The 21,750-nt window shown below is 45.9% G+C and carries 28 protein-coding genes; 16 read left to right on the plus strand and 12 right to left on the minus strand.

The window, feature by feature from the left end:
- The 11 genes from cdiI (EKN56_RS03190) (at position 1) to EKN56_RS03235 (ending at position 4,631) form a co-directional block, all read left to right on the plus strand.
- Positions 1–360 (plus strand): ribonuclease toxin immunity protein CdiI, encoded by a 360-nt coding sequence (gene cdiI / locus EKN56_RS03190; protein ID WP_130590489.1) that lies wholly within the window; start codon positions 1–3, stop codon positions 358–360.
- Positions 361–596: 236 nt separating this feature from the next.
- A complete protein-coding gene (locus tag EKN56_RS03195; protein WP_130590490.1) occupies positions 597–914 on the plus strand; it encodes a CdiA family toxin C-terminal domain-containing protein in 318 nt (105 codons plus the stop codon).
- Positions 911–1,258 carry a ribonuclease toxin immunity protein CdiI gene (gene cdiI / locus EKN56_RS03200; protein WP_130590491.1) on the plus strand — a complete coding sequence of 116 codons (348 nt, stop codon included), beginning with the start codon at positions 911–913 and terminating at the stop codon, positions 1,256–1,258. The genes EKN56_RS03195 and cdiI (EKN56_RS03200) overlap by 4 nt, the downstream gene beginning before the upstream one ends.
- Before the next feature lie 18 nt (positions 1,259–1,276).
- The gene (locus EKN56_RS03205) at positions 1,277–1,627 is read left to right on the plus strand and encodes a hypothetical protein (RefSeq protein ID WP_130590492.1); all 351 of its coding nucleotides are present in this window, start codon (positions 1,277–1,279) and stop codon (positions 1,625–1,627) included.
- Between the two features lie 113 nt (positions 1,628–1,740).
- A complete protein-coding gene (locus EKN56_RS03210; RefSeq protein ID WP_246019954.1) occupies positions 1,741–1,932 on the plus strand; it encodes a CPCC family cysteine-rich protein in 192 nt (63 codons plus the stop codon).
- Between the two features lie 64 nt (positions 1,933–1,996).
- Positions 1,997–2,137, plus strand: coding sequence for a hypothetical protein (locus tag EKN56_RS20850; RefSeq protein ID WP_168189595.1), 141 nt, complete (start codon positions 1,997–1,999; stop codon positions 2,135–2,137).
- Between the two features lie 159 nt (positions 2,138–2,296).
- Positions 2,297–2,518: a hypothetical protein gene (locus tag EKN56_RS03215; protein ID WP_130590493.1), complete on the plus strand. Its 222-nt coding sequence runs from the start codon at positions 2,297–2,299 to the stop codon at positions 2,516–2,518.
- Positions 2,519–2,646: 128 nt separating this feature from the next.
- Positions 2,647–2,952: a hypothetical protein gene (locus EKN56_RS03220; RefSeq protein WP_130590494.1), complete on the plus strand. Its 306-nt coding sequence runs from the start codon at positions 2,647–2,649 to the stop codon at positions 2,950–2,952.
- Positions 2,953–3,036: 84 nt separating this feature from the next.
- Complete coding sequence (locus EKN56_RS03225) at positions 3,037–3,456, plus strand: hypothetical protein (protein ID WP_130590495.1); 420 nt, start codon at positions 3,037–3,039, stop codon at positions 3,454–3,456.
- A gap of 73 nt (positions 3,457–3,529) precedes the next feature.
- Entirely contained in the window at positions 3,530–3,910 is a 381-nt protein-coding gene (locus tag EKN56_RS03230; protein ID WP_210405325.1) for an SCO4402 family protein, read from the plus strand.
- Positions 3,911–4,052: 142 nt separating this feature from the next.
- Entirely contained in the window at positions 4,053–4,631 is a 579-nt protein-coding gene (locus EKN56_RS03235) for a YcxB family protein (protein ID WP_130590496.1), read from the plus strand.
- Positions 4,632–4,769: 138 nt separating this feature from the next.
- On the opposite strand, the gene kptA is transcribed toward EKN56_RS03235, so the two are convergent.
- Together kptA and EKN56_RS03245 are read right to left on the minus strand one after the other, a co-directional pair.
- Positions 4,770–5,309: an RNA 2'-phosphotransferase gene (gene kptA, locus EKN56_RS03240; RefSeq protein WP_130590497.1), complete on the minus strand. Its 540-nt coding sequence runs from the start codon at positions 5,307–5,309 to the stop codon at positions 4,770–4,772.
- Between the two features lie 26 nt (positions 5,310–5,335).
- The gene (locus tag EKN56_RS03245; RefSeq protein ID WP_130590498.1) at positions 5,336–5,593 is read right to left on the minus strand and encodes a helix-turn-helix domain-containing protein; all 258 of its coding nucleotides are present in this window, start codon (positions 5,591–5,593) and stop codon (positions 5,336–5,338) included.
- A 125-nt stretch (positions 5,594–5,718) separates the two neighbouring features.
- On the opposite strand from EKN56_RS03245, the gene EKN56_RS03250 reads away from it, so the two are divergent.
- Entirely contained in the window at positions 5,719–5,970 is a 252-nt protein-coding gene (locus tag EKN56_RS03250; RefSeq protein ID WP_130590499.1) for a hypothetical protein, read from the plus strand.
- 6 nt (positions 5,971–5,976) lie between these two features.
- On the opposite strand, the gene fldB is transcribed toward EKN56_RS03250, so the two are convergent.
- On the minus strand, positions 5,977–6,495 hold the full coding sequence (gene fldB / locus EKN56_RS03255) for a flavodoxin FldB (protein ID WP_130590500.1): 519 nt from the start codon (positions 6,493–6,495) through the stop codon (positions 5,977–5,979).
- Positions 6,496–6,599: 104 nt separating this feature from the next.
- On the opposite strand from fldB, the gene xerD reads away from it, so the two are divergent.
- The 4 genes from xerD to EKN56_RS03275 all read left to right on the plus strand — a co-directional run bounded on the left by xerD (position 6,600) and on the right by EKN56_RS03275 (position 11,799).
- Positions 6,600–7,499, plus strand: coding sequence for a site-specific tyrosine recombinase XerD (gene xerD, locus EKN56_RS03260; RefSeq protein WP_130590501.1), 900 nt, complete (start codon positions 6,600–6,602; stop codon positions 7,497–7,499).
- A gap of 38 nt (positions 7,500–7,537) precedes the next feature.
- Positions 7,538–8,275: a bifunctional protein-disulfide isomerase/oxidoreductase DsbC gene (gene dsbC / locus EKN56_RS03265; RefSeq protein ID WP_130593579.1), complete on the plus strand. Its 738-nt coding sequence runs from the start codon at positions 7,538–7,540 to the stop codon at positions 8,273–8,275.
- 95 nt (positions 8,276–8,370) lie between these two features.
- Entirely contained in the window at positions 8,371–10,101 is a 1,731-nt protein-coding gene (recJ, locus tag EKN56_RS03270; RefSeq protein ID WP_130590502.1) for a single-stranded-DNA-specific exonuclease RecJ, read from the plus strand.
- Between the two features lie 474 nt (positions 10,102–10,575).
- Positions 10,576–11,799 (plus strand): OmpA family protein, encoded by a 1,224-nt coding sequence (locus EKN56_RS03275; RefSeq protein ID WP_130590503.1) that lies wholly within the window; start codon positions 10,576–10,578, stop codon positions 11,797–11,799.
- Positions 11,800–11,854: 55 nt separating this feature from the next.
- Here EKN56_RS03275 and EKN56_RS03280 read toward each other — a convergent pair whose 3' ends face one another.
- The 9 genes from EKN56_RS03280 to hpaD all read right to left on the minus strand — a co-directional run bounded on the left by EKN56_RS03280 (position 11,855) and on the right by hpaD (position 21,707).
- Entirely contained in the window at positions 11,855–12,796 is a 942-nt protein-coding gene (locus tag EKN56_RS03280; RefSeq protein ID WP_130590504.1) for a p-hydroxyphenylacetate 3-hydroxylase reductase component, read from the minus strand.
- A gap of 23 nt (positions 12,797–12,819) precedes the next feature.
- Entirely contained in the window at positions 12,820–13,989 is a 1,170-nt protein-coding gene (locus EKN56_RS03285; protein ID WP_130590505.1) for a p-hydroxyphenylacetate 3-hydroxylase oxygenase component, read from the minus strand.
- 206 nt (positions 13,990–14,195) lie between these two features.
- A complete protein-coding gene (gene hpaA / locus EKN56_RS03290; RefSeq protein WP_130593580.1) occupies positions 14,196–15,128 on the minus strand; it encodes a 4-hydroxyphenylacetate catabolism regulatory protein HpaA in 933 nt (310 codons plus the stop codon).
- A 502-nt stretch (positions 15,129–15,630) separates the two neighbouring features.
- Entirely contained in the window at positions 15,631–17,019 is a 1,389-nt protein-coding gene (gene hpaX, locus EKN56_RS03295) for a 4-hydroxyphenylacetate permease (RefSeq protein WP_407656520.1), read from the minus strand.
- A gap of 294 nt (positions 17,020–17,313) precedes the next feature.
- Positions 17,314–18,126, minus strand: coding sequence for a 4-hydroxy-2-oxoheptanedioate aldolase (hpaI, locus tag EKN56_RS03300; protein WP_130593582.1), 813 nt, complete (start codon positions 18,124–18,126; stop codon positions 17,314–17,316).
- Between the two features lie 16 nt (positions 18,127–18,142).
- Positions 18,143–18,946 (minus strand): 2-oxo-hept-4-ene-1,7-dioate hydratase, encoded by an 804-nt coding sequence (hpaH, locus tag EKN56_RS03305; protein ID WP_130590506.1) that lies wholly within the window; start codon positions 18,944–18,946, stop codon positions 18,143–18,145.
- A gap of 14 nt (positions 18,947–18,960) precedes the next feature.
- Positions 18,961–20,412: an NAD-dependent succinate-semialdehyde dehydrogenase gene (locus tag EKN56_RS03310; RefSeq protein ID WP_130590507.1), complete on the minus strand. Its 1,452-nt coding sequence runs from the start codon at positions 20,410–20,412 to the stop codon at positions 18,961–18,963.
- Positions 20,409–20,801 carry a 5-carboxymethyl-2-hydroxymuconate Delta-isomerase gene (locus EKN56_RS03315; protein WP_130590508.1) on the minus strand — a complete coding sequence of 131 codons (393 nt, stop codon included), beginning with the start codon at positions 20,799–20,801 and terminating at the stop codon, positions 20,409–20,411. Before EKN56_RS03315 ends, EKN56_RS03310 begins: the two co-directional genes overlap by 4 nt.
- Positions 20,802–20,831: 30 nt before the next feature.
- Positions 20,832–21,707 (minus strand): 3,4-dihydroxyphenylacetate 2,3-dioxygenase, encoded by an 876-nt coding sequence (gene hpaD / locus EKN56_RS03320; protein ID WP_130593583.1) that lies wholly within the window; start codon positions 21,705–21,707, stop codon positions 20,832–20,834.
- Positions 21,708–21,750: the final 43 nt, after the last annotated feature.

A 21,750-nucleotide genomic window follows, 5' to 3' on the forward strand; every position in this document is an offset into this window, starting at 1 on the left:
ATGAAATCATTATTTAAACAAATTGGCAATTTATCTAGAGAAGAAAGAATAATTACTGCTTATTTTGATATTATATTCGGGGATGGATACTTCTTAAAAGCCGTAGGTTATTTAGTTGAGAAGGTTAGTTTTCATGTAGATGGCGCCTATTGTACTTTTCCTGACATGAATAGTTATTATGAAGAAGAACATTTTGAAGGGGTTGAGTTTGCTTACGGTTATCCTCCTGAAGAAGAAGATACGATCATCGTAAGCGAAGATACTTGTTTTAGGTATACTCGGCTGGCTTGCGAAAAATACCTTCAGCTACATCCTGAAGATACTGAAAAAGTTAATGCGCTACTTGCCCAACTGCCATAACAAAACAAGAAACTCCCGGCTATATATTTTAGTCGGGAGTTTGTTTAACCATTAAATATTAACTATAACTTCAATTAACTTTCTCTTTTTTATTTTACAGCGTAATCATAAGCTATATGAAATATTTGGAGATTAGGTGAAATATGTATCAATTGAAGTCTGGCAACGATAGATATTATAAGATTTAAAACAATATTGATGTCAATACCCTCAACCCAATAGCAAATGAGGAAAATATGAAAATTATCGATGAAATTGAAAGTGATGTGAAGGGTATAAGAGAGGTTCAATATAAAATACCATCTTACGATCGTGTCGGAAATATTACAGGTTACAAAGACAAAATATTTGTTAAGACAATCTATGACCCCAAAGTTTTTACTGACCAACAAATATTGGATTTGGGGAAACAGGCTGCAAGCAATGGGTATAAAGCAGCTATTAAATCAAGACAACGAGAATACACAGCAATAGCTGGTGGGATAAAGTTTCAGATTTATTTGGATCTGAGAACAGGAGTGATTGAAAATTTTCATCCGGTGGCTAATTTATGAACGAATATATCTTTGAGAGTATAGATTATAAGAATGATCCTGAGTGGGTTGTTAAATATTATTTTAATTCAATGCATTTACAGGGGAAATTCATTTTTATGTTGCCGTACCTTTTAAATAAGGTTGGTTGTTGTGTTAATGAAGCGTATTGTTCATTTCCTGATTTTGAGGATCCTGATCCTGAATGTTATTTCGAAGGGATGATGTTTGGAGTTTGGGGTGGAGAAGTTATTGTTTCTGAATCTGTGGGTTTTAACTATGCTCGTTTAGCTTGTGAAAAGTATCTTCAGTTGTATCCGGAAGATACTGAAAAAGTTAATACTTTACTTGTTCAATTGCCATAATTCTCAGTGAGGTGATTTATGAGTGCAACTTTTTTTATTGGATATAAGCCTCCAGAAAATGACAACCTTGAGGGTAGCTTGCATGCAGGGCTCAATAGAAGTGCTTCTAATGCATTAGAAGTGCTATTTAAGGAATCTTTACAAGAAAAGTTTGTAGGTATATATGACCAAATTATGCAATATGAAGCTCTTGACCAAATTAGTTTTATTGAATTAAGCATTACTGATTTCAATATAGCTGTTCAAGCTATCAGAAATTGTATTTCATCCAGAAAAGAGCCATCAGAATTACAAATTTTTCAAAAAAATGTCTGGGAGGCTCAAATAGAACCACTTATTCAGCAGGATGAACGTTATCAACAGAGTTAATAATTAAGTTCTTAGTCAAAACAAATGCCCCTTTAGAACTTTAGGGGCGGATATCCATGTTCAGTTTCTAGTATCAAAGGAAGAATATGGCGTCAGCCATGTGACGATAGACAATGATAAGTGATGAATTGTATAGCTGTCCTTGTTGCGGGGCTAAAGTTATAGATGAGCTAGGATGTTATGAAATATGCCCAGTATGTGATTGGGAAAATGATCCCGTGCAGTCATCTGATCCTGAATATGCTGGAGGAGCTAATGAAATGAGTTTAAATTCTGCCAAAAAGATATACAACAAATTAAAATAGTGAGCAGTCCTTGTTGGGGACTGAATGTAACCAGTGGTTCAATAACAAAAGGAGGTGACAAGTAATGGCAAATAAAATTATGTTTCCTATCAAAGAGTGTCCCTCTTTCGAAAGGCTAGTGGATGTTATTGTTGATGGTTTTGATGAGTTATCCTTATCGACACAACAGTTAACTGTTGGCGTATCAGCCTTGAACCTAGTGTGATGATTCAAAAGGTACTGAATAGTAATAATCTGAATTGAAGAAGCAATAGTACTCAGATGTTTTCACGAACTTAAAATTTTAATGCACTTAGTGAATATGCCTGTTTAAAAAATGAAATTGGTATGAGGCATATTATTTAAAAGAACAATGGGGAATTTTATGAATGAGTTATTTTCCAAACTTGAAGCTATATCTAAAGATGGGGCATCAGTTATAGTTAAAATTGATGGTGAACGTTGGAGTGATGAGCCATCACGCCCTTTTACAGTATTAATATTTGGCGGTCCCCTGACTAATGAAACTTCGTTTAGGATAGATTCAGATAACTTGAAAGAGGCTATTGAGGAAGGTATTGCTTATTATAAAAATAACTTTAACTGAAAATAATTTTTTTGAAAAAAATATGACTTATAGTCAGCTAGTTAACTTATTAAACACTAATTTATTATGAAAATTTTGGCTTATATCGTTCCCGACTAGCAGATAATTAAACTAATGAGAAAAAGACTATGAAAAATGATGGTTTTTCTGCCTATTTAAGATTATCAGCACAAAGGGCACTATTAGGAAATGTAACGTCTAATATGCGTAGTGTATTTGTAACTATCACTAATAAAAACATGCAGTTGTTTTTTTATTTTGATGGTGAGTTTACAGAGTTAGATAAAGAAATCGCATCTTATGTTGAAACGGAGATAATAGCTGACTTTGATGATGATTTTACTATTAAAACCTATGTGGAACGACTAGATTTTCCTGAGTCAATCAAAATTATCAATAATGGGTGGTGTATATATTTAAGGAAAGAAAACTGATCTGTTCTTTAAATTAATCTTGATGATTTTTAAAGTGTTAAATCGTAATTGAATTTTAATGGTATATCTTTAAGGAGTGTTGATATGGGCTTGCAAGCAAGTATTGATATACAGTTTTCTCAAGACTTATCACCTAAGGATATTGTTATAAAATTAATAAATAGCGGCTGGAAGATTGATTTCGAGGGCTGTGTCACTTTTATCATGCCTACTGATATAGACGATTATGATTGGAAAACGCTGAAGTATAGTGATTTCAAATTGGAAGAATTTATTAATTTTCATAGTGATGAAAATAATTTAGGTATAGTGTTAGTTAGTAGCAACAATATAGGTGGTGAATTCTTGATATACTCAGGCTGGATGTCTTTTTCACTCTCTATTAATAGGGTTTATCTTTCTTCTGATACGAAGATTGTGGATTTTAGTTTTTATTTGGAAAAGTTAAGACCTTTTACTAAAATGATAAAAGTATCAAGTATTCAATGTGAATTGACTTATTAAATCTGATTCTTTTTGTATAATAGCTACGAATACTAAAAATATATTCCTTTAATTTATCATTAATAAATGAAAAATGAAAATTTCCCAATTAAAATACCCTGAAATGCGTGAAGAATTAATTGATTATATTCACGGATTAAGTGATGAAAAGTACCAGTATCAAGCATGGGTGGAAGGTATTCATCCTTGTGGTGGTTATGATGCATTAGATTATGCGGTTCATTTTTTATATGACGACACTGATTTAGCTGATGATCATGAGTCTATGAACGGCTGGGTTTTAGTTGGGAAAAATGAGTCCAATGTAATAGCTAAAGTTGTTAGTTCTTTAAATGTAGTATTTGATAAATATGGAATAGAACTATCTGATAAAGAATACATTGTAAAAGAGGAATGGATAGGCGTTATTAAAGCAGCAAAGGAAGCTGAAAAGATATTATTGAGTTCAGAATAAAATGCGATCCCGAAAAAAATATAGAGGGCTTGCGTTTTAACTGTTAGAGATTAATCACCATCCTCCTTCGCTTAGAAGTAACGTTTAGCAGTTGCTCGATCTTAAACCCCCATTTTTCCAGTTTATAAGGAAATAGATAAAAATGAGCACCGATGAAATATCTGTAACTTACACAATGAGTGTTAAAGAAAGAGTCAACGCTCAGGAAAAGATAAAAGGTTCTCTTATACATGAAAAGGTAACTGGTTATTTTTGGGTACATTCATTAGACATGCTATTGATTGCTTCTACAGGTATAGCTGTAGTTGCAACACTTATAACATTTTGGAAGATATATGATTTTATGGAAAATAGAACTGCTCTATATGTAGCAGTTGGTGCTTTTATTCTTTCATTATTTTTTTATTGTATACGTGATGAATTATTCAAGTCTTCTATGAATAAAAATGAATCGAAAGAAAAGGCATATGCTAAATACGCAACCACAGTAACAGTGCATCCAGACTTCATTTGCCAAGGTAATGATAAATATGAAGCGCGAACTTTTTGGCATTTTATTTCGAAGATCTACCTAAAAGACGAATTCATCTTTATTTGTAATAAAGAAAATTATTTTACCGTTATTCCTCTAAGGGCATTTTTAAGTCCAGAGGATGGACAGAATTTTATTGCGTTGGCAAAGCGTTATCTCAGTGAAAAAGGGAATTCTACACCTTTATAATCTCTTAGTGAAAACCGCACGTAATGGTCTGCTGCACCCCAGAAAGATTAAAACTCAGCAGTGGATGAGTAGAGAAAATGGCATCTCAGCATGATATTCATTGTAGAAACAATGAGTTTTTACCCATCATTGTTCTGGTTAATCAATAAACCCAACCGGCACAGACCCACTCAACCAAACCCCATTCTCCGCCCGATAAAACACCAACCCCTGCCGATACATCTCCAGCGCCTTAATCTTTAACACCACAGGTTTACCATGCCGTTGCCCGACGGCCACCGCCGTAGCTTCATCCGCAGACAAATGTACATACTGACGCGACCCGGCAATCAACCCCTGCTCGCGAATAGAATCAAGAAAACGGGTCGCTGTGCCATGGTATAAAAATTCTGGCGGAACTTGCTCTTCATAGCGGATATCCACCTGAGCAGAGGAATGCCCCTGAACGGCCCGGATCCGCAGACCATCTTGCGAAATAGCAAACCGCTTTTTATCGCTGGTTTCGACCACTGACTGAATTAAGGCCGGCTCAAGGTGTTTACCGTCTTTAGCGGCACAGGCGATCAAGGTCTTAATATCTGCCCATCCTTCACTATCCAGCGTTAACCCAATAGCTTCCGGCTGATGACGCAAAACGTAACTTAAAAATTTACTGATATCGGCGTGTTGTTTATCCATCTCTTTTATCCTGAAAAATGTCCGTTTTAAGCCACGTTTTTTGCTGCATATAACCCCAAAACCGCCTCGGCAAACTCGTCGTCAACGGTATAGAAATAACATTCCGGCACATTAAGTACTTTGGCAATTGAACACATCATTTCAAATGTAGGGCGATAAGTCCCACTCTCATACTGAGAAACGCGTGAACGAGCGGTGGATTCATCAATTCCAGCCATAACGCCCAATTTCTCTTGAGTCAGGCGGGCTTTTTTTCTGGCGGCCTTAAGGCGTTTTGGCAGCATGACATCAACCATCAATTAAACACATTGACGATATGTTTAGCATCCCTTAACATTTAAGTTGTTTAGAATAACTGAACAAATCAGGCGAATTGTTTCAGATAAAAAGGACATACAAGGTTAATCAAATGGTTAAACAACACATGCTGCAACAATTTGTTGTAATTGAACGGGTAACTTATCGACATAGACCTGACTTTGGCCTGAAACTGCTGGCAGTGACTGATTCATCAGAAAGGGCGGAACAACTGGTGCAACAGCTCAGGCAGTCCTATCAACAAAACGAACATAACCTGATCAGTTTTCTCTATTTAACCGTAGATAACGCCTTGCTTGAGCAACGATTGGGAATGGCTGATGCCGCAGAAAGCGGCATTTAACACCAACTATAGCAGCGCCTGCATCTCAGCTAAAATTTGCTCACACCAGTTTTCAATGCGTTCATCGCTGGCGTCATACTGCACCACATCATCCAGCGCTAAACCAACAAACTGGCTGCCATCCGGCGTAACGGCTCGCTGGCTGGTAAAGTTATAGCCTTCGGTTGGCCAGTAGCCGATAAACTTAACGCCCATCGGTTTAAGATGGTCGTGCAGCATACCCAGCGCGTCCAGAAACCATTCACTGTAGCCATCCTGGTCGCCCATACCGTAAAGCGCCACGATCTTACCGTGCAGGTCAACACGCTCCAGCGCTCCCCAAACCTTATCCCAGTCTTCCTGCAGTTCGCCGAAATCCCAGGTAGGAATACCCATGATCAGAATGGGATACTGCTCCATCAGGGTAACGGGATCGTCTTTAACGTTGTGCAGAACCACTAAATCTTCACCGAGAAAATCGCGGATTTTTTCTGCCGCCATTTCGGTATAACAGGTACTTGAACCATAAAACAGGCCGATCTTCATGGTGTATATCGCTTTATTACGGGTAGAAGTTTAGGGGGAAGTATACCAGATAGGGTATTATCAGACATAATTAAGCAAAAGGTAGTGTCAGCGAAGGAGGAAAGGTGGCGCAGGATAACACAATTCTGATTGAACAATTTCTGGATGCGCTCTGGCTGGAACGCAATCTGGCAGAGAACACGCTGGCATCTTACCGTCTGGATTTACGGGCGTTAAGCGAGTGGTTACACGCCCACGACCTGACGCTGGAGAACGCGCAGGCACTGGATTTGCAATCGTTTCTGGCTGACAGGGTTGATGGCGGATATAAGGCAACCAGTTCTGCGCGGATGTTAAGCGCCATGCGGCGACTGTTTCAGTATCTGTATCGTGAAAAGATCCGCAGCGACGACCCTTCAGCGTTGCTGTCTTCGCCAAAACTACCACAGAGATTGCCTAAAGATTTAACCGAATCTCAGGTAGAATCTCTGCTGCAAACCCCTCGCACTGAAGAGCCCATCGAGCTGCGCGATAAAGCCATGCTGGAAGTGCTGTACGCGACCGGGCTGCGGGTGTCTGAACTGGTAGGACTCACTATCAGCGATGTCAGTCTGCGTCAGGGCGTCGTTCGGGCCATTGGTAAAGGTGATAAAGAACGGCTGGTTCCTCTGGGGGAAGAGGCGGTTTACTGGCTTGAACAATATCTTCAGTACAGTCGACCATGGTTGATCAATGGCGGCACACTGGATATTCTGTTCCCCAGCAAACGCGGGCAGAAAATGACCCGCCAGACATTCTGGTACCGGATTAAACATTATGCGGTGCTGGCAGGTATCGACAGTGAGGCACTTTCACCTCACGTATTGCGTCATGCATTTGCGACACATTTATTGAACCATGGTGCAGATTTGCGTGTCGTACAGATGCTATTAGGTCACAGTGATTTGTCGACCACCCAGATTTATACTCATGTAGCAACCGAACGGTTGAAACAGTTACACCAACAGCACCATCCCCGGGCCTAACCGGATGGGCTCCGGACTGATAATCCAAAGGAAAAATGATGAAGAAAGGTTTATTGCTATTAACGCTGGCGCTGACAGCATTCACTTCCGTAGCTAAAGCGGATGATGCGGCGATTAAGCAAGCTCTGCAACAGAAGCTTGGCGCCACTCAGATCGAAATTCTGCCATCGCCGATTGCCGGGTTGCAGACCGTACTGACTGAGGGAGGGGTACTTTACGTCTCCAGCGATGGTAAACATATTCTGCAAGGACCTTTATATGACATCAGCGGGCCTGTGCCGGTTAATGCCACTTCCGATCAGTTAGGGCCTATTCTGTCCAAGCGTATGGAAGCCCTGAAAGATGAGATGATCATTTATAAAGCACCACAGGAAAAATATGTGGTTACGGTCTTTACCGATATCACCTGTGGTTACTGCACCAAGTTGCACAAAGAAATCGCCGGTTATAATGAACTAGGTATCACTGTTCGCTATCTGGCTTATCCGCGTCAGGGTGTTGAATCAGACGCAGAGAAAAAAATGGCTTCTATCTGGTGTGCGTCTGATCGTATGACGGCCTTTGATGATGCGATGGCCGGTAAAGCGGTAAAACCAGCCAAGTGTGATATTGATATTAAACGTCATTATGAACTGGGTTCACTGTTTGGTATTCAGGGAACGCCAGCGATCGTTGTTGATGGTACCACTGTACTTTCTGGCTATAGCGCGCCAAGCGATCTGAAAGCCACGCTGGATGCCTATACTGCGCATAAAAGTGGTATAAAAGTTAACTAATTCTTTCGTTAGTCACCCGCAGCAGGTGGTTTTACTGCTGCGGGTATTACGCTTTGCACTTCGCTGTAAACACCAGGTTTAAATACACTTCCACTATGAATAAAACACAATTACGTCGTCGTCCTCAGGTTGACAGCAGCACTCTGCCATCGACAATTCCAGCGCTATTGCGTCATTTATATGCCTCTCGTGGGGTAACGGATGCCAGCCAGCTGGATAAAGGTGCCAGAAGTTTACTGAGCTATCAGCAGCTGGACGGAATACAGCAAGGGGTAGATTTGCTGTTGGCGGCGCTGAAGGATAAACGTCAGATTGTCATCGTGGGTGATTTTGATGCGGATGGAGCAACCAGCACGGCGTTAAGCATTCTGGCGCTGCGCAGTATGGGTTTTCCCCGAGTCAATTATCTGGTGCCTAACCGGTTTGAAGATGGCTACGGCCTGAGCCCGGAAGTGGTTGAACAGGCCGTGGAGCTGGGGGCGGAACTGATCGTCACCGTGGATAACGGTATCTCTTCCCATGCCGGAGTTGACAGTGCCCATGCCAAAGGCATTCAGGTGTTGGTCACCGATCACCATCTGCCGGGAGAAACGCTACCCGCCGCAGAAGCCATTATTAATCCAAATTTGGATAACTGTGAGTTTCCTTCCAAATCACTGGCGGGTGTGGGTGTCGCTTTTTATTTGATGCTGGCTCTACGGGCGCGTCTGCGTGAAGAAAAATGGTTTGAACAACAGGGCATCGCCGAGCCTAATCTGGCAGAACTGCTGGATTTAGTCGCGCTGGGCACCGTGGCGGATGTGGTTCCGCTGGATGCCAATAACCGAATTCTGGTGCATCAGGGGCTTAACCGTATTCGCGCCGGGCAGTGTCGACCGGGAATTAAGGCATTGCTGGAAGTTTCCAAGCGAGATGCGCGCCAACTGACCGCTAACGATATGGGCTTCTCATTGGGGCCACGGCTGAATGCGGCAGGGCGTCTGGATAATATGTCCATTGGCGTTGAGTTACTGCTGAGCAACGATATGGCCGAAGCGCGCGGGATGGCGAGCGATCTGGATACGTTAAACCAAACGCGTCGCGAGATTGAACAGGGAATGCAGGTTGAGGCGTTAACCCTGTGCCAGCAGCTTGAACAAAATGAAGCAGAACTTCCTTATGGTGTGGCAATGTACCATCCTGAATGGCATCAGGGGGTGGTAGGTATTCTGGCATCAAGAATAAAAGAGCGGTTCTATCGCCCGGTGATTGCGTTTGCTCCGGCGGGTGATGGCATTCTCAAAGGCTCCGGGCGTTCAATTGCCGGGCTACATCTGCGGGATGCTCTTGAACGATTAGACACCCTCTATCCCGGCTTAATGCTGCGATTTGGTGGTCATGCCATGGCAGCGGGATTATCACTTGAAGAGTCCCGCTTCAGCGAGTTTCAGCAGCGTTTTGCCGATTTGATTGGCGAATGGTTGGATCCATCGGCTCTGGAAGGGGTTATCTGGACCGATGGCGAACTGGAGAATGCGTTATTGACGCTGGATACGGCGGAACTATTACGCGACGGCGGCCCCTGGGGGCAATCATTTCCGGAACCGGTATTTGATGGTCAGTTTAAAATATTACAGCAGCGTCTGGTTGGTGAACGCCATTTAAAAGTTACTGTTGAACCGGTAGGCGGCGGTGTACTATTAGATGGCATTGCATTCAATATTGATACGACTCAGTGGCCGGATGCCAGTATTAAACAAGCGACCATTGCCTATAAACTGGATATTAATGAATATCGTGGTAATCGTAATGTTCAATTAATGATTCAGCACTTATGGGCTAATTAAGTAAAATAAATAGCCTATTTATTTTACTTAGAGGATGGCAATAACCACACTTGTGATAATTGATATACATCAGACACAGGTTTTATTGGGAAGCGCATTTCTCAGAATAAAAAAGATAACATCTTGTTATCTTTTTTTATGAAACTAATATACGCTGATGATGATAAAGCTTAATTTTAATTTCAATTAAAATCATTATGTTAGATTTGACTTATTTGGTTTTGATACTGTTTTTAATTATTTGGTGCGATTTCTGTAAATATTCTATTGTAGGACAAATACCATAGCTGAACCTAAATAGATTGACGTTTCCCGTTTCTTTCTCTTAAACTCCCTTCCGTTAATTATGTCCTTCAATAATTAAACCGGCAATAAGATGATTAATTTCATTATTAAATTAACTAACTTCTATATTTATAGTGAACTGTAATGGTTTGTTATAGATACGATTTATCCAAGGATAGATGAATAACAATGGACAATATAATTAAGCTACTGACTGCTAATGTAACACCGCAGCTGATTGAAAAACTATCTCACTCTTTGGGAGAGAAAGAGAGCGGACTGGGACTGGCATTACCCAGCGTTTTTCCTGTTGTATTAGAGCAGGTGAGAAATTACCTGAAACATTCCGATAGCTCTCACGAGTTTATTGCTGAATTAGAGGAAATTCCTGAGTTTAATATTAATAGTCTTATTGATGGTAATCATCACCAGAGCGATAAATTATCCTCCCTGATGACGATGATCACCGGAAAAATGCCAGAAATCACCGACAAAGTGGCTTCAGTATTTAATCTGAACGGGAGTTCAGCCAAAATGCTGTTAACCGTTGCTGGCGGAATGGTTATCAATGCGCTGAGAGATTATGTTAATAATCGTGCAACTCAATCTATTTCTCTGAAGGGATGGTTATCTTCACAGGCACACCTGATTTCTGCCGAACTGCCGGTTCAGTTCCAGTCATTCTCTGTTAATGAAGCGACTAAGCCAAATACCGTTAAGGTTGTGGCTCCAGCCAAACCATTACTGAATCCGGATGCACCAATCAGACCAACACCTAAATTAGCTGAAAAGAAAAAAGGTGGCGGCAAGTGGTGGTTACTTCTGCTGTTACTGTTAATTCTGGCTGCAATTTATTTCCTGCGTGGCTGTGGTACCACTAAAGAAAGCACTCCGGTAGAAATTGCACCGCCAGCGGCTACTGCTCAGGTAAGCACCGGAAGCCTGTGGGGTAACCTGGGTGACTTCTTCCGTAAACTGTTACCAGATGGTAAAGAGCTGAACATTCCACAGTATGGCGTTGAAAATAAACTGATTGAGTTTATTGAAAGCAACCTGCCAGTCGACAGCACCACCTGGTTCTCTTTCGACCGTTTACTGTTTAAAACCAACAGCGCTCAACTGGAGCCACAGTCTGATGAACAGCTGAATAACATCGTAGCTATTCTGAAAGCGTATCCAAATGTGAAATTAAAGCTGGGTGGATATACCGATAACACCGGTACTGAAGAGATTAACCTGAAGTTATCTCAGGATCGTGCAGATTCTGTACGTGCTCAGATGATTCAACTGGGCGCTGATGCCAGCCGTCTGGAAGCGAAAGGTTATGGTTCAGAACATCCGGTAGCACCAAACGATACTGACGAAAATCGTGCTAAAAACCGTCGTATCGATATTTTAGTTATCGAGAAGTAATGCATTACTCTCTCTCAACCTGTGTTACAGGTTGAGAGAGTTTCAATATACGCGATTAGCGCAGAGCAATAATTCCTTTTAATACCTTCCGCAGGGTTTTAATCTCTTCTTCACTGAACTCCGATAACACCTGCTCCTGCTGTCTGGCTGCTATATCCCATAGCATTTCAGCCTGAGTTGTCCCTGCATCAGTCAGTCTGTAACCGCTTTGAGTATGGGAGACTAACCCTTTCCGGCACAGGTTTTCTTCCGCTTCTTCAATTTCACGGTCCGGCATGGCGGCTTCCACCAGAAGGCGAGAACGTTCCAGTTCTGCATCATTTTCCAGCACCATCAGCATACGGGCTTCGTTGGCGCGCAAACCGGTAGAGAGCTGTTTCGGCTGGTAATCGGCCTGATAGCTGCGCAAGGCCTGGGTCAGCAGATAGAAGATATTGTTACGTAATCGGCCCTGAAACGTGCTTGGTGTAGTACCGCACTCTTCTTTCTTTTGTTCGCGTGGATAGGGCAGAACCATCGAGTAAGAACCCTGATGATAAACCAGCGGTGCGCGGCCACAGTCATCAAAAGCGACCACTTTTCCAATCATAATCCAGTGATCCCCCCCGTCCACCAACTGATATTTTTCGCACTGAAAACGGGCGGAACAGTCGATAAACAGAGGAGCGCCGCCGGCACCGGTTTCGATATTTACACCGGCAAATTTATCATCCTGTGGGCGGGCGAACTGGTTAGACAGATTAACCTGATCCGCCGCCAGCACATTGATAGCAAAGTGAGTGGCCTGCTCGAATACCGGATAGCTACCGGAACGCTTATCGATACTCCATAGCACCAGCGGTGGATCGAGAGACACAGAGTTAAAACTATTGGCGGTTACTCCGACTTTGGTGCCGTCAGATAAGGCCGCCGTTACAATGGTTACGCCGGTTGCAAAGTTACCCAGAGCGCGCCGGAAAGCGCGCGGGTCCAGAGTATTATCAGCATGGGTTGTCATGAAGCAGGACTCCTTATCTCATCTCAAACCATGGTTGGATCGGGTTCCAGCCCCATCAGCTCACGGCCGAGGATCTGTGAACAGATATCATAGTCGGTGTAGGCGTGTGCCGCGGTCATGTGTGAATCGCGGAACAGACGCTGTATTTCATTGTGTTCCATCCAGCTGGTTGCTCCGGCGGCACTGAACAGGCGATCTACCGCTTCCACGCACATTTTTACCGCGTAGGCCTGGTTGGTACGCCAGTTAGTGAGCGTTGCTCTGGTTGGATATTGATGGTTGCGCCCATGCTCGGCATGCTCTTCCCAGGTTTTTTCCAGAAATGCACGTGCCGCACCAACCTGATGGGTTGATTCTGCCAGGCGCATTAATGCTGGCGTAGCGGTACCAACTTTAGCGCCGGTGTAAGCACGCACCCGGTTTTGTGTTTTCTCTTTGAATGCGACCAGCATACGCTCGGCAACCCCAAGGCTGATGGAGGCGAAGCCACAGGCAAAATAGGGGCGATAAGGGGTATAGAAAATATCGCTATCAGGATAGAGATCGAACCCGCTGGAGCGGCCTTCCATCATGTCCTGTGCGGCTTCAATACGGTGGTTAGGAATAAAGGCATCTTTAATCACCAGGGTTTTGGAACCGCTGCTGCGCATACCAACCGCATACCAGTCATCACGAATTTCATAATCGCTACGTGGGATCACCCCGAAGCTATAAATCAGTTCGCCTTTGTCGTTTTCGCGGCGCATGCCGACAATTGCCCAGTCAGCATGGTCACAGCCGCTGCTCCAGCCCATTTCACCGCTGAGATAGACTCCGCCATCTCCTTCGCGAATGGTACTGAATGGCGCGATACTGCTGCTGGCGGTGGCGTCAGGGTTATCTCCCCAGATCTCATCCTGTAACTGTTTTGAAAACATCGCCAGCTGATGGCTATGGGTACACAGCAGGCTGAATGCCCAGGCAGTACCACCGCAGGCTCCGGCCAGAGCCGCAACGCAGTCGGTAAATTCAGGCAGGGAGATTTCCATACCGCCATAGTGTTTTGGCTGAAATACGCGGTGCATGCCGATGCCTTTTAACAGGGCGATATTTTCGTCAGGTACTTTTCGTTCCAGTTCTGCACGAGCGGCGTTGGCGGCAATAGCCGGAAGGATTGGTTTTAATTTCTCAAGCATTGGGTTGGTGTTTTTCATAATCTGATTGCCTCCATGGTGTTTCAGTACGCTGTAGTGCGCTTTTTATTGTTCTCCCTCCGCCAGTTACGAAGGGGTTTTGATACCGTGGTTAAAAATAATGTTACTTATTTGTTTAAATTTTGTTTATGTATTGAAACAAGATAACCACCGACAAAGAAGAGACTTTTAAGGCAATGACGGGTACTTTTCATGGGCTGACAGGATTAAGTTGTTGGTTCAGTCTGTTTATCGGAAATAGAAACCCGGCTCATACGGTAACCCGTTGGGGAACTGCCGGTCATGCGGTTAAAGAAGCGGGCAAAATAGGCGGGATCTTTGAATCCCAGCTGGTAGGCAATGGTATGAACCGAATCGGTGGAAAACAGCAGAGAACGTTTGGCTTCGCTGATAATGCGTTCAAAAATAAGACGTTTTGGCGGCATGTTAGAGAAGCGACGGCAGAGGTCGTTAAGTCGTGATTCAGTAATACCGATTAATCCGGCGTAATGGGGGACGTTATAGTGTTCTCTATAATGCTGAGCAATCAAAAAGTTAAAGCGCTGGAACAGTTTAATATTGCCTTTCACACTGCACACCGAGGACTCCAGCTCTTCAATATTACGCAACAGTTGAATAAACAGCGCCTGAGAAAGCAGAGCCAGCGTTTGTTCTCCCGGCCCGTCCTGCTGTTGAAACTCTGTGGCGATAAGCTGCCAGTAAGTTCTGATGGTGCTGAGTTCTTTATCCTGTCCGGATAATGACTGGCAAATGGCCGGCAGATTTAGCGCCCCCTGATTGCCGGGATAGAGTTTTTCTAATAGTGGCCAAACCAATTCCTGACGTAGCGTCAGAACATGGCCATCGCTGTCTGATTTAGTATTAAACGCATGGGGAATAGAAGGGGGAGTAATAATAAACAGCGGTGCCTGAACTGAATAGTGTTGGTCATCAAGCTGTAGCTCAATTTGTCCGCTGTCTAAGAAATGTACCTGAAAATAGCAGTCATGCCAGTGTACCTGCATATCCCGACCAAAAAACTCAGCCAGCCGGGCAAAGGACTCATAGTGAACATCTCGTGACTCATAGCGAGCGTCATACACTTTGCTGATATCGATATTAGCGGTAAAAGGCTGTGGGTGGTGGTTTTTGTCGTTCATGGACGCCTCCCGGGTATATTGAGTTTGAGCGGTTTTTAGTTTTAGTGCTGAGTCAATTTCGTCCACTAATCGTGTTGTGTCTGAATGAATATTGGTGCGAGTGGCGTTAGGGCGAACGCCCCCCTGCACCTTCGCACCCGAATTCAGATCGCCTGCTGACAAACTTAATCAATCAGCCACTGTGCATATTCCGGCCGTAAAAACGATGTTGCTTATATCACCTTTGTGCTCGGCCGGAAGACCATCTGTACTCAGTTGTAGTGCGCATCGGGCCTGGCCGGGTTAGGGGCGCTTCGTTGGCTTACGCCAAGTTGACCCCAACACCCGTCCCTCCCGATGGTTGACTATCTCAAGGGACTAAACTGAACTAGCCGACTTTGTCAGCAGTCTGAAAACACCTTTGGTGTTTTGCCCTTCGGGCCAGTACAGTTGTTTCAACTTAGCCGCAGAGTCTCTTTTGAATAAACTAAATTCTGAGTCTTCTGCGGTGTTATAAATAAATTTATGGTGTAGCCCTTGGTCTTGAGTGTTGCATCGGGATAAACCAAATGATGATGGCACCTACAATCAGTAATCCGGCGACGAAGTAGAGTCCGGAGGAGAAGCTGCCGGTCTGGTCTTTCAGGATGCCGATTAGCAGTGGGCTTACCGCGGAGCCAACGTTGCCGGTGGCGTTGATAACGGCAATACCAACGGCTCTGGCTCGCAGGCTGATGGACTGGTCCGGGGTGGTCCAGAAGATCGCCATGGCGGTAAATGAGCCAACCGAGGCCATAATGATTCCCAGCAGTTGTACCATTGAGTGGTTAGTTAATGACGCCAGAATCCAACCACAGGCGGCAAATATGTATGGCAGTACGGTATGGACTTTTCGTTCCTGCATGCGGTCGGAACGTCTGCTCCACCAAATCATCCCCGCGACGGTACAAAATTGAGGGATGGCCGTCAGGAAGCCAATCATGATGTTGCTGCTGCCCTGATTGAAGCTTTGCATAATCTGAGGCGTCCAGATATTGATGGCGCTCAGGGTATTGGTCAGGCAGAAGTAGGCCAGGGTGTACATCAGAACCACTGGAGACAGCACTTCACGCCACAGGCTTTTTTGTTGCATTGCACCGTAGCTGGTAGGTCCTTCCGGCTGAACTAAGGTCAGGCAGTCTGATTCCATCATGTCGTGCAGGCATTTTTTGTCTTCATCGGTTAACCATTTGGCTTTCTGTGGCGTGTCGTCCAGATAGAACCACACCACTATACCTAACAGTACCGATGGAAAGCCTTCCAGCAGGAATAACCACTGCCAGCCTTTAAGGTTGAGAATACCGTCCAATGACAGGATATAGCCGGAGGCCAGTGAGCCGAAGGCCATAGTGACTGGCATGGCAATCATAAATAGTGCGTTGGCTCTGGCACGGAAGAATGCCGGAAACCAGTAAGTCAGATACACCAGGATCCCCGGCAGGAAGCCCGCTTCGGTAATTCCCACTAACATGCGCAGGATGTACAGGCTGGTTGGGCCGGTGGCGAACATGGTGGCGGTGGAGGCCAGTCCCCATAGCACCATGATGGTGGCTATCCAGCGTCGGGCTCCGACGATGCCGAGCATGATGTTGCTGGGTATGCCGAAAATAACATAGGTGGCATAGAACAGTGTGGCTGCAAGGCCAAACATGGTGGAGGAAAGCCCCAGATCTTTACCCATGGTTAATCCGGCGAAGCCGATATTAATCCGGTCGAGAAATGAGAACACGAACAGCACAAACAGGAAGATGATCACGCGACGGAATAGCTTTTTGATGACCGCCTGTTGTTGTGGTGTATGGGTGGTGTGCTGCATATCTGGTGAGGTTGAGCTGCCACCGGTATTTTGATGTAGAGATTCTGTATTGTTCATAGGCTTCTCAGTTTGTGTGGTGGTGGTTATTAGCCTTGGTGGATATTCCGGCCGTAATTACGTAGTGCCTGTATCGGCTTAGTGCCTGGCCGGAAGACCGTCTGTACTCGATTTCGGAGAGCGTCGGGCCTAGGCTGCCTACGGGCACTTCGTTGGCTTACGCCAAGTCGACCCCCACGGCACCCTCTCCCTCCGATTAGCTTTGTTAATAAAACCAAGGGGATAAATTTCCCTTTTTGATTAGTTTTATTAGCAATATCGAAGGACGGCTTTACCTTGTTGTTCACCTACTCTCTAATAAACACTACTTGTACTGTTTGTTTCCGGTGTTGCTGTCTGTTCAGCGGTTTGTTGGAACTGTTTTGCCAGTGATTCGGCGGCTTTGCTGAGTAGGGTGGTGTCGACGCCGACGGCGACGAACAGGGCTCCCAGTGACAGGTAATGTCGGGCCATTTTTTGGTCGGCCATCAGGATGCCGGGGGCTTTTCCGGCGGCGATGATTTTGCCGATGGCATGTTCAATGGCCTGTTGGACTTCCGGGTGGTTTGGCTGGCCGGGGAGTCCCATGTCGGCGGAGAGGTCCGCTGGGCCGATAAAGACGCCGTCGATGCCTTCAACCTGAAGTATGTCTGGTAAATTGACTAATCCACGGCGGGTTTCAATTTGTACCAGTACGCACATTTCACTATCGGCTTTTTGCAGATAGTCAGGGATGCGGTTCCAGCGAGAGGCTCTGGCCAGTGCGCTGCCGACACCCCGGATTCCATTGGGTGGATAGTGGGTAGACTGAACGGCTAATTGTGCCTCTTCTGCGCTTTGTACCATCGGTAGCAGCAGGGTTTGCGCACCAATATCCAGCAGTTGTTTCACTCTGACCGGATCGTTCCACGGCGGGCGAACTACCGGCTGGGAGGCGTAAGGCGCAACCGCCTGTAGCTGACTTAAAATGGTTTGCAGATCGTTAGGCGCGTGTTCACCATCAATCAACAGCCAGTCGAATCCGGAACCCGCCAGCAGTTCTGCGCTGTAGGGGCTGCACAGGCCGAGCCATAAACCGATTTGCGGTCTTTTTTCTGCCAGTGCACGTTTAAAATGGTTAATTGGCATTTCCATGATGTTCTCCTTAAACAAACCGGCAGCTGATAGCGCCCATTGAACCGTAATCCACATGGAAGGTGTCACCGGGGCGGGCAGGCACCGGGCGGGTGAAGGAGCCGCCAAGAATCACCTGTCCGGCTTCCAACTGAACGCCATAAGGGTGGAGTTTATTTGCCAGCCAGGCCACGCCGTTAGCCGGGTGGTTTAGTACTGCTGCCGCTACGCCTGACTCTTCAATTACGCCGTTGCGATACAACAGAGCGCTGATCCAGCGTAAATCCAGTGCATCAGGTTTGATTGGGCGGCCGCCCATCACCACACCTGCGTTAGCGGCGTTGTCAGAGATGGTGTCAAACACCTTACGTGGGCGCTGGGTATCCGGGTCGATGTTGTGGCAGCGGGCATCGATAATTTCCAACGCGGGTATGATGTAGTCGGTCGCGTTATACACATCGAAAATGGTGCAGTTCGGACCCGTCAGCGGTTTCGCCAGAATAAAAGCCAGCTCCACTTCAATACGCGGCACGATAAAACGATCGGATGGGATATCGCTGCCATCGTCGAAGAACATGTCGTCCAGTAAAGTGCCGTAGTCCGGCTCACTGATTTGTGAGCTGTACTGCATGGCTTTTGATGTCAGGCCAATCTTGTGGCCTTTCATCTGGCGACCCTCTTCGATTTTGAGTTTTACCCAGGTGCGCTGGATGGCGTAGGCATCTTCCAGCGTGATATCCGGGTTTTGCAGCGAAATCTGTTGGATCTGCTGTCGGTCTTTCTCAGCCTGATTGAGTTGCTGAGCCATGCGCATAATGGTGTCTTGATTTAACATATTGATTTCTCGCTTCAATCCAGGCTGCCAAAACAGAGATATTTAATCTCCATATAATCTTCAATACCGTGCCGGGAGCCTTCGCGTCCCAGACCCGACTGTTTAATGCCGCCAAAAGGGGCTGATTCATTGGAAATTGCACCTTCGTTAATTCCTACCATGCCGCACTCAAGTGCTTCAGCCACGCGGACGATTCGACCAATATCACGTGAGTAGAAGTAGGCCGCTAAACCGGACTCCGTCTGGTTTGCTAACTGAATAGCCTGCTCTTCGGTCTGGAAACGAATTAACGGCGCTACCGGGCCAAAGGTCTCTTCATTGGCGATCAGCATGTTCTCAGTCACCCCGGTTAATACCGTCGGTTGGAAGAAGAACCCGTCTTGAAGGTACGGTTGACCGCCGGTAAGAACCTGGGCGCCATGCTGTCTGGCATCGTCAATATGAGATTGAACTTTGGCCACGGCAGCGGCGTTGATAAGCGGACCCTGCTGGAAATCGCCTTCCAGCGCCGGACCGGCTTGTAATGTGGCAACAGCGCTAGCCAGTTTTTGGCTAAAGGCGTCATACACCGAGTCCTGAACCAACAACCGGTTGGCACAAACGCAGGTTTGACCGCTGTTGCGGAATTTGGCGGTTAGCGCTCCGGTGACGGCAGCGTCGAGATCGGCATCGTCGAATACGATAAACGGTGCGTTGCCCCCCAGCTCCAGCGACATTTTTTTCACCGTGCTGGCGCACTGGGCCATTAATAATTTGCCAACGTGAGTGGAGCCGGTGAATGAGAGTTTGCGAACCACCGGGCTTTGAGTCAGTGCTCTGCCGATGGCTACTGCATCGGTGCCGGTTACCACATTAAAGACGCCATCAGGAATACCGGCTTTTTTGGCCAGCGCCGCCAGAATTAAGGCGGACAGCGGGGTTTCCGGTGCCGGTTTTAATACCACGGTACAGCCTGCCGCCAATGCTGGTGCGACTTTGCGGGTAATCATGGCATTAGGGAAGTTCCATGGGGTAATGGCCGCCACGACGCCGATGGGCTGTTTTATGGTGGTAATACGGCGACCGGGCAGAGGCGAAGGAATGGTCTCCCCATAGGTACGTTTACCTTCTTCGGCAAACCATTCGATAAAGCTGGCGCCATACAGAATCTCGCCCCGGGATTCTGTCAGCGGCTTTCCCTGTTCAAGACTGAGCAATCTTGCCAGAGGTTCCTGTTGCTCAATAATCAGTTGATACCAGGTTTGCAGGTACTGACTACGCTGTTTAGCCGTGAGTTTTTGCCATGCAGGCAGGGCCTGACGAGCCGCATCAATGGCTTCCAGCGTTTCGGTTTCACCCAGATTACTGACGTGAGCAATCACTTCGCCGTTAGCCGGGTTATTCACCGGATAGGTGGATTTATCCTGCGCATCGCACCACTGTCCGTTAATAAATGCCTGACGATAAATCACTTCTGGCATCATCATGCGGCACCCCCATTAAAAAGGGCGTGAACGTTATTCTGCTTAAAGTTAAGTTCAGCGTCGAGCTCGACCATCTCAAATGAGATGGCGAGATAACGTTCCGCCATTAAAGAGGAAAAATGCTGTTTGATTAACGCAAACAGGGACTCCGCCACCTGTTTGCGACTTTCTGCACTACGCCCGTGCCCGATTTTTAATGTCATATGTACAAAGGCGTAGTCATGGGCACCATCAGCCATCTGCCAGGTGTCTAACCAGATGGCACGGCTGCGGATCCCCGCCAGAGGGAATATTCCCGTTGCGGCCAAATGCTGGTTAACCTTGGCGAACAGCGCAGGTAACTGAGCAGAATCACGTATGTTGTCCGTACATTCAGCATAAAAATGTGGCATATCGCCTCCGGTTTCAGAAAAATGACGTAATCAGGCAGCAGCCCGGGAATTGATATCGTCTGGCAGTGGGAAGATGGCATTAACCTGTCCGGTGCCGGAGCTTGGGAACAGATCGGTGACAAATTCCACTTTGCCGTCGTATTTATCCCAGCCCAGCAGACCCAACAGCATGACGGTGTCGTGCATGTTGCCTTCGCCAAAGCAGTATTGGGCATATTCCGGCAGCATGGCGCAGAACTCTTTGAAACGACCTTCCTTCCACAGCTTGACTACGCGCTCATCCATCTGACGATCGAATTCACGGGTATAGCTGTGCATGCCTTCTTCGGCACGACGGTCATCAATGAAACGGTGAGAGAGGGAACCGCTGGCCAGCACGGCGACGGTACCGTCATATTTCTTGATCGCGTTGAGAATGGCTTCTCCCATACGGCGACTGTCTTCAAAGTCATGAACGGTACAGAACGCAGAAATAGAGATCACTTTGAAATGTTTGTCTTCATTCATATAACGCATAGGAACCAGCGTGCCGTACTCCAGATTCAGGCTTGGAATATCGTGAGCCTGAGCGCGAACCCCCAGCTTACGGGCTTCATCGGCAATCATTTGGCCCAGCTCCGGGTTGCCGTCGTAATCGAAGGTGATGTCGCGAATAAAGTGCGGCAGCTCGTTACTGGTATAAACGCCCTTGAAGCTTTTAGTACAGTTGATGTGATAGGCGCTGTTGACCAGCCAGTGGGTATCAAACACGATAATGGTGTCGACTCCCAGCTCACGGCAGCGTTTGCCGATCTCTTTATGACCGTCGATGGCTGCCTGACGGCATCCATAATTTTTCCCCGGTAATTCTGATAAATACATCGAGGGGACGTGTGTTGTTTTGGCTGCTAACGCTAACTTACCCATATGTTCCTCACTTGATGCCCGTGACTGGGCATCACAATAATGG

Origin of the sequence: Limnobaculum zhutongyuii, assembly GCF_004295645.1 — a bacterium.
Lineage (GTDB): Bacteria > Pseudomonadota > Gammaproteobacteria > Enterobacterales > Enterobacteriaceae > Limnobaculum > Limnobaculum zhutongyuii.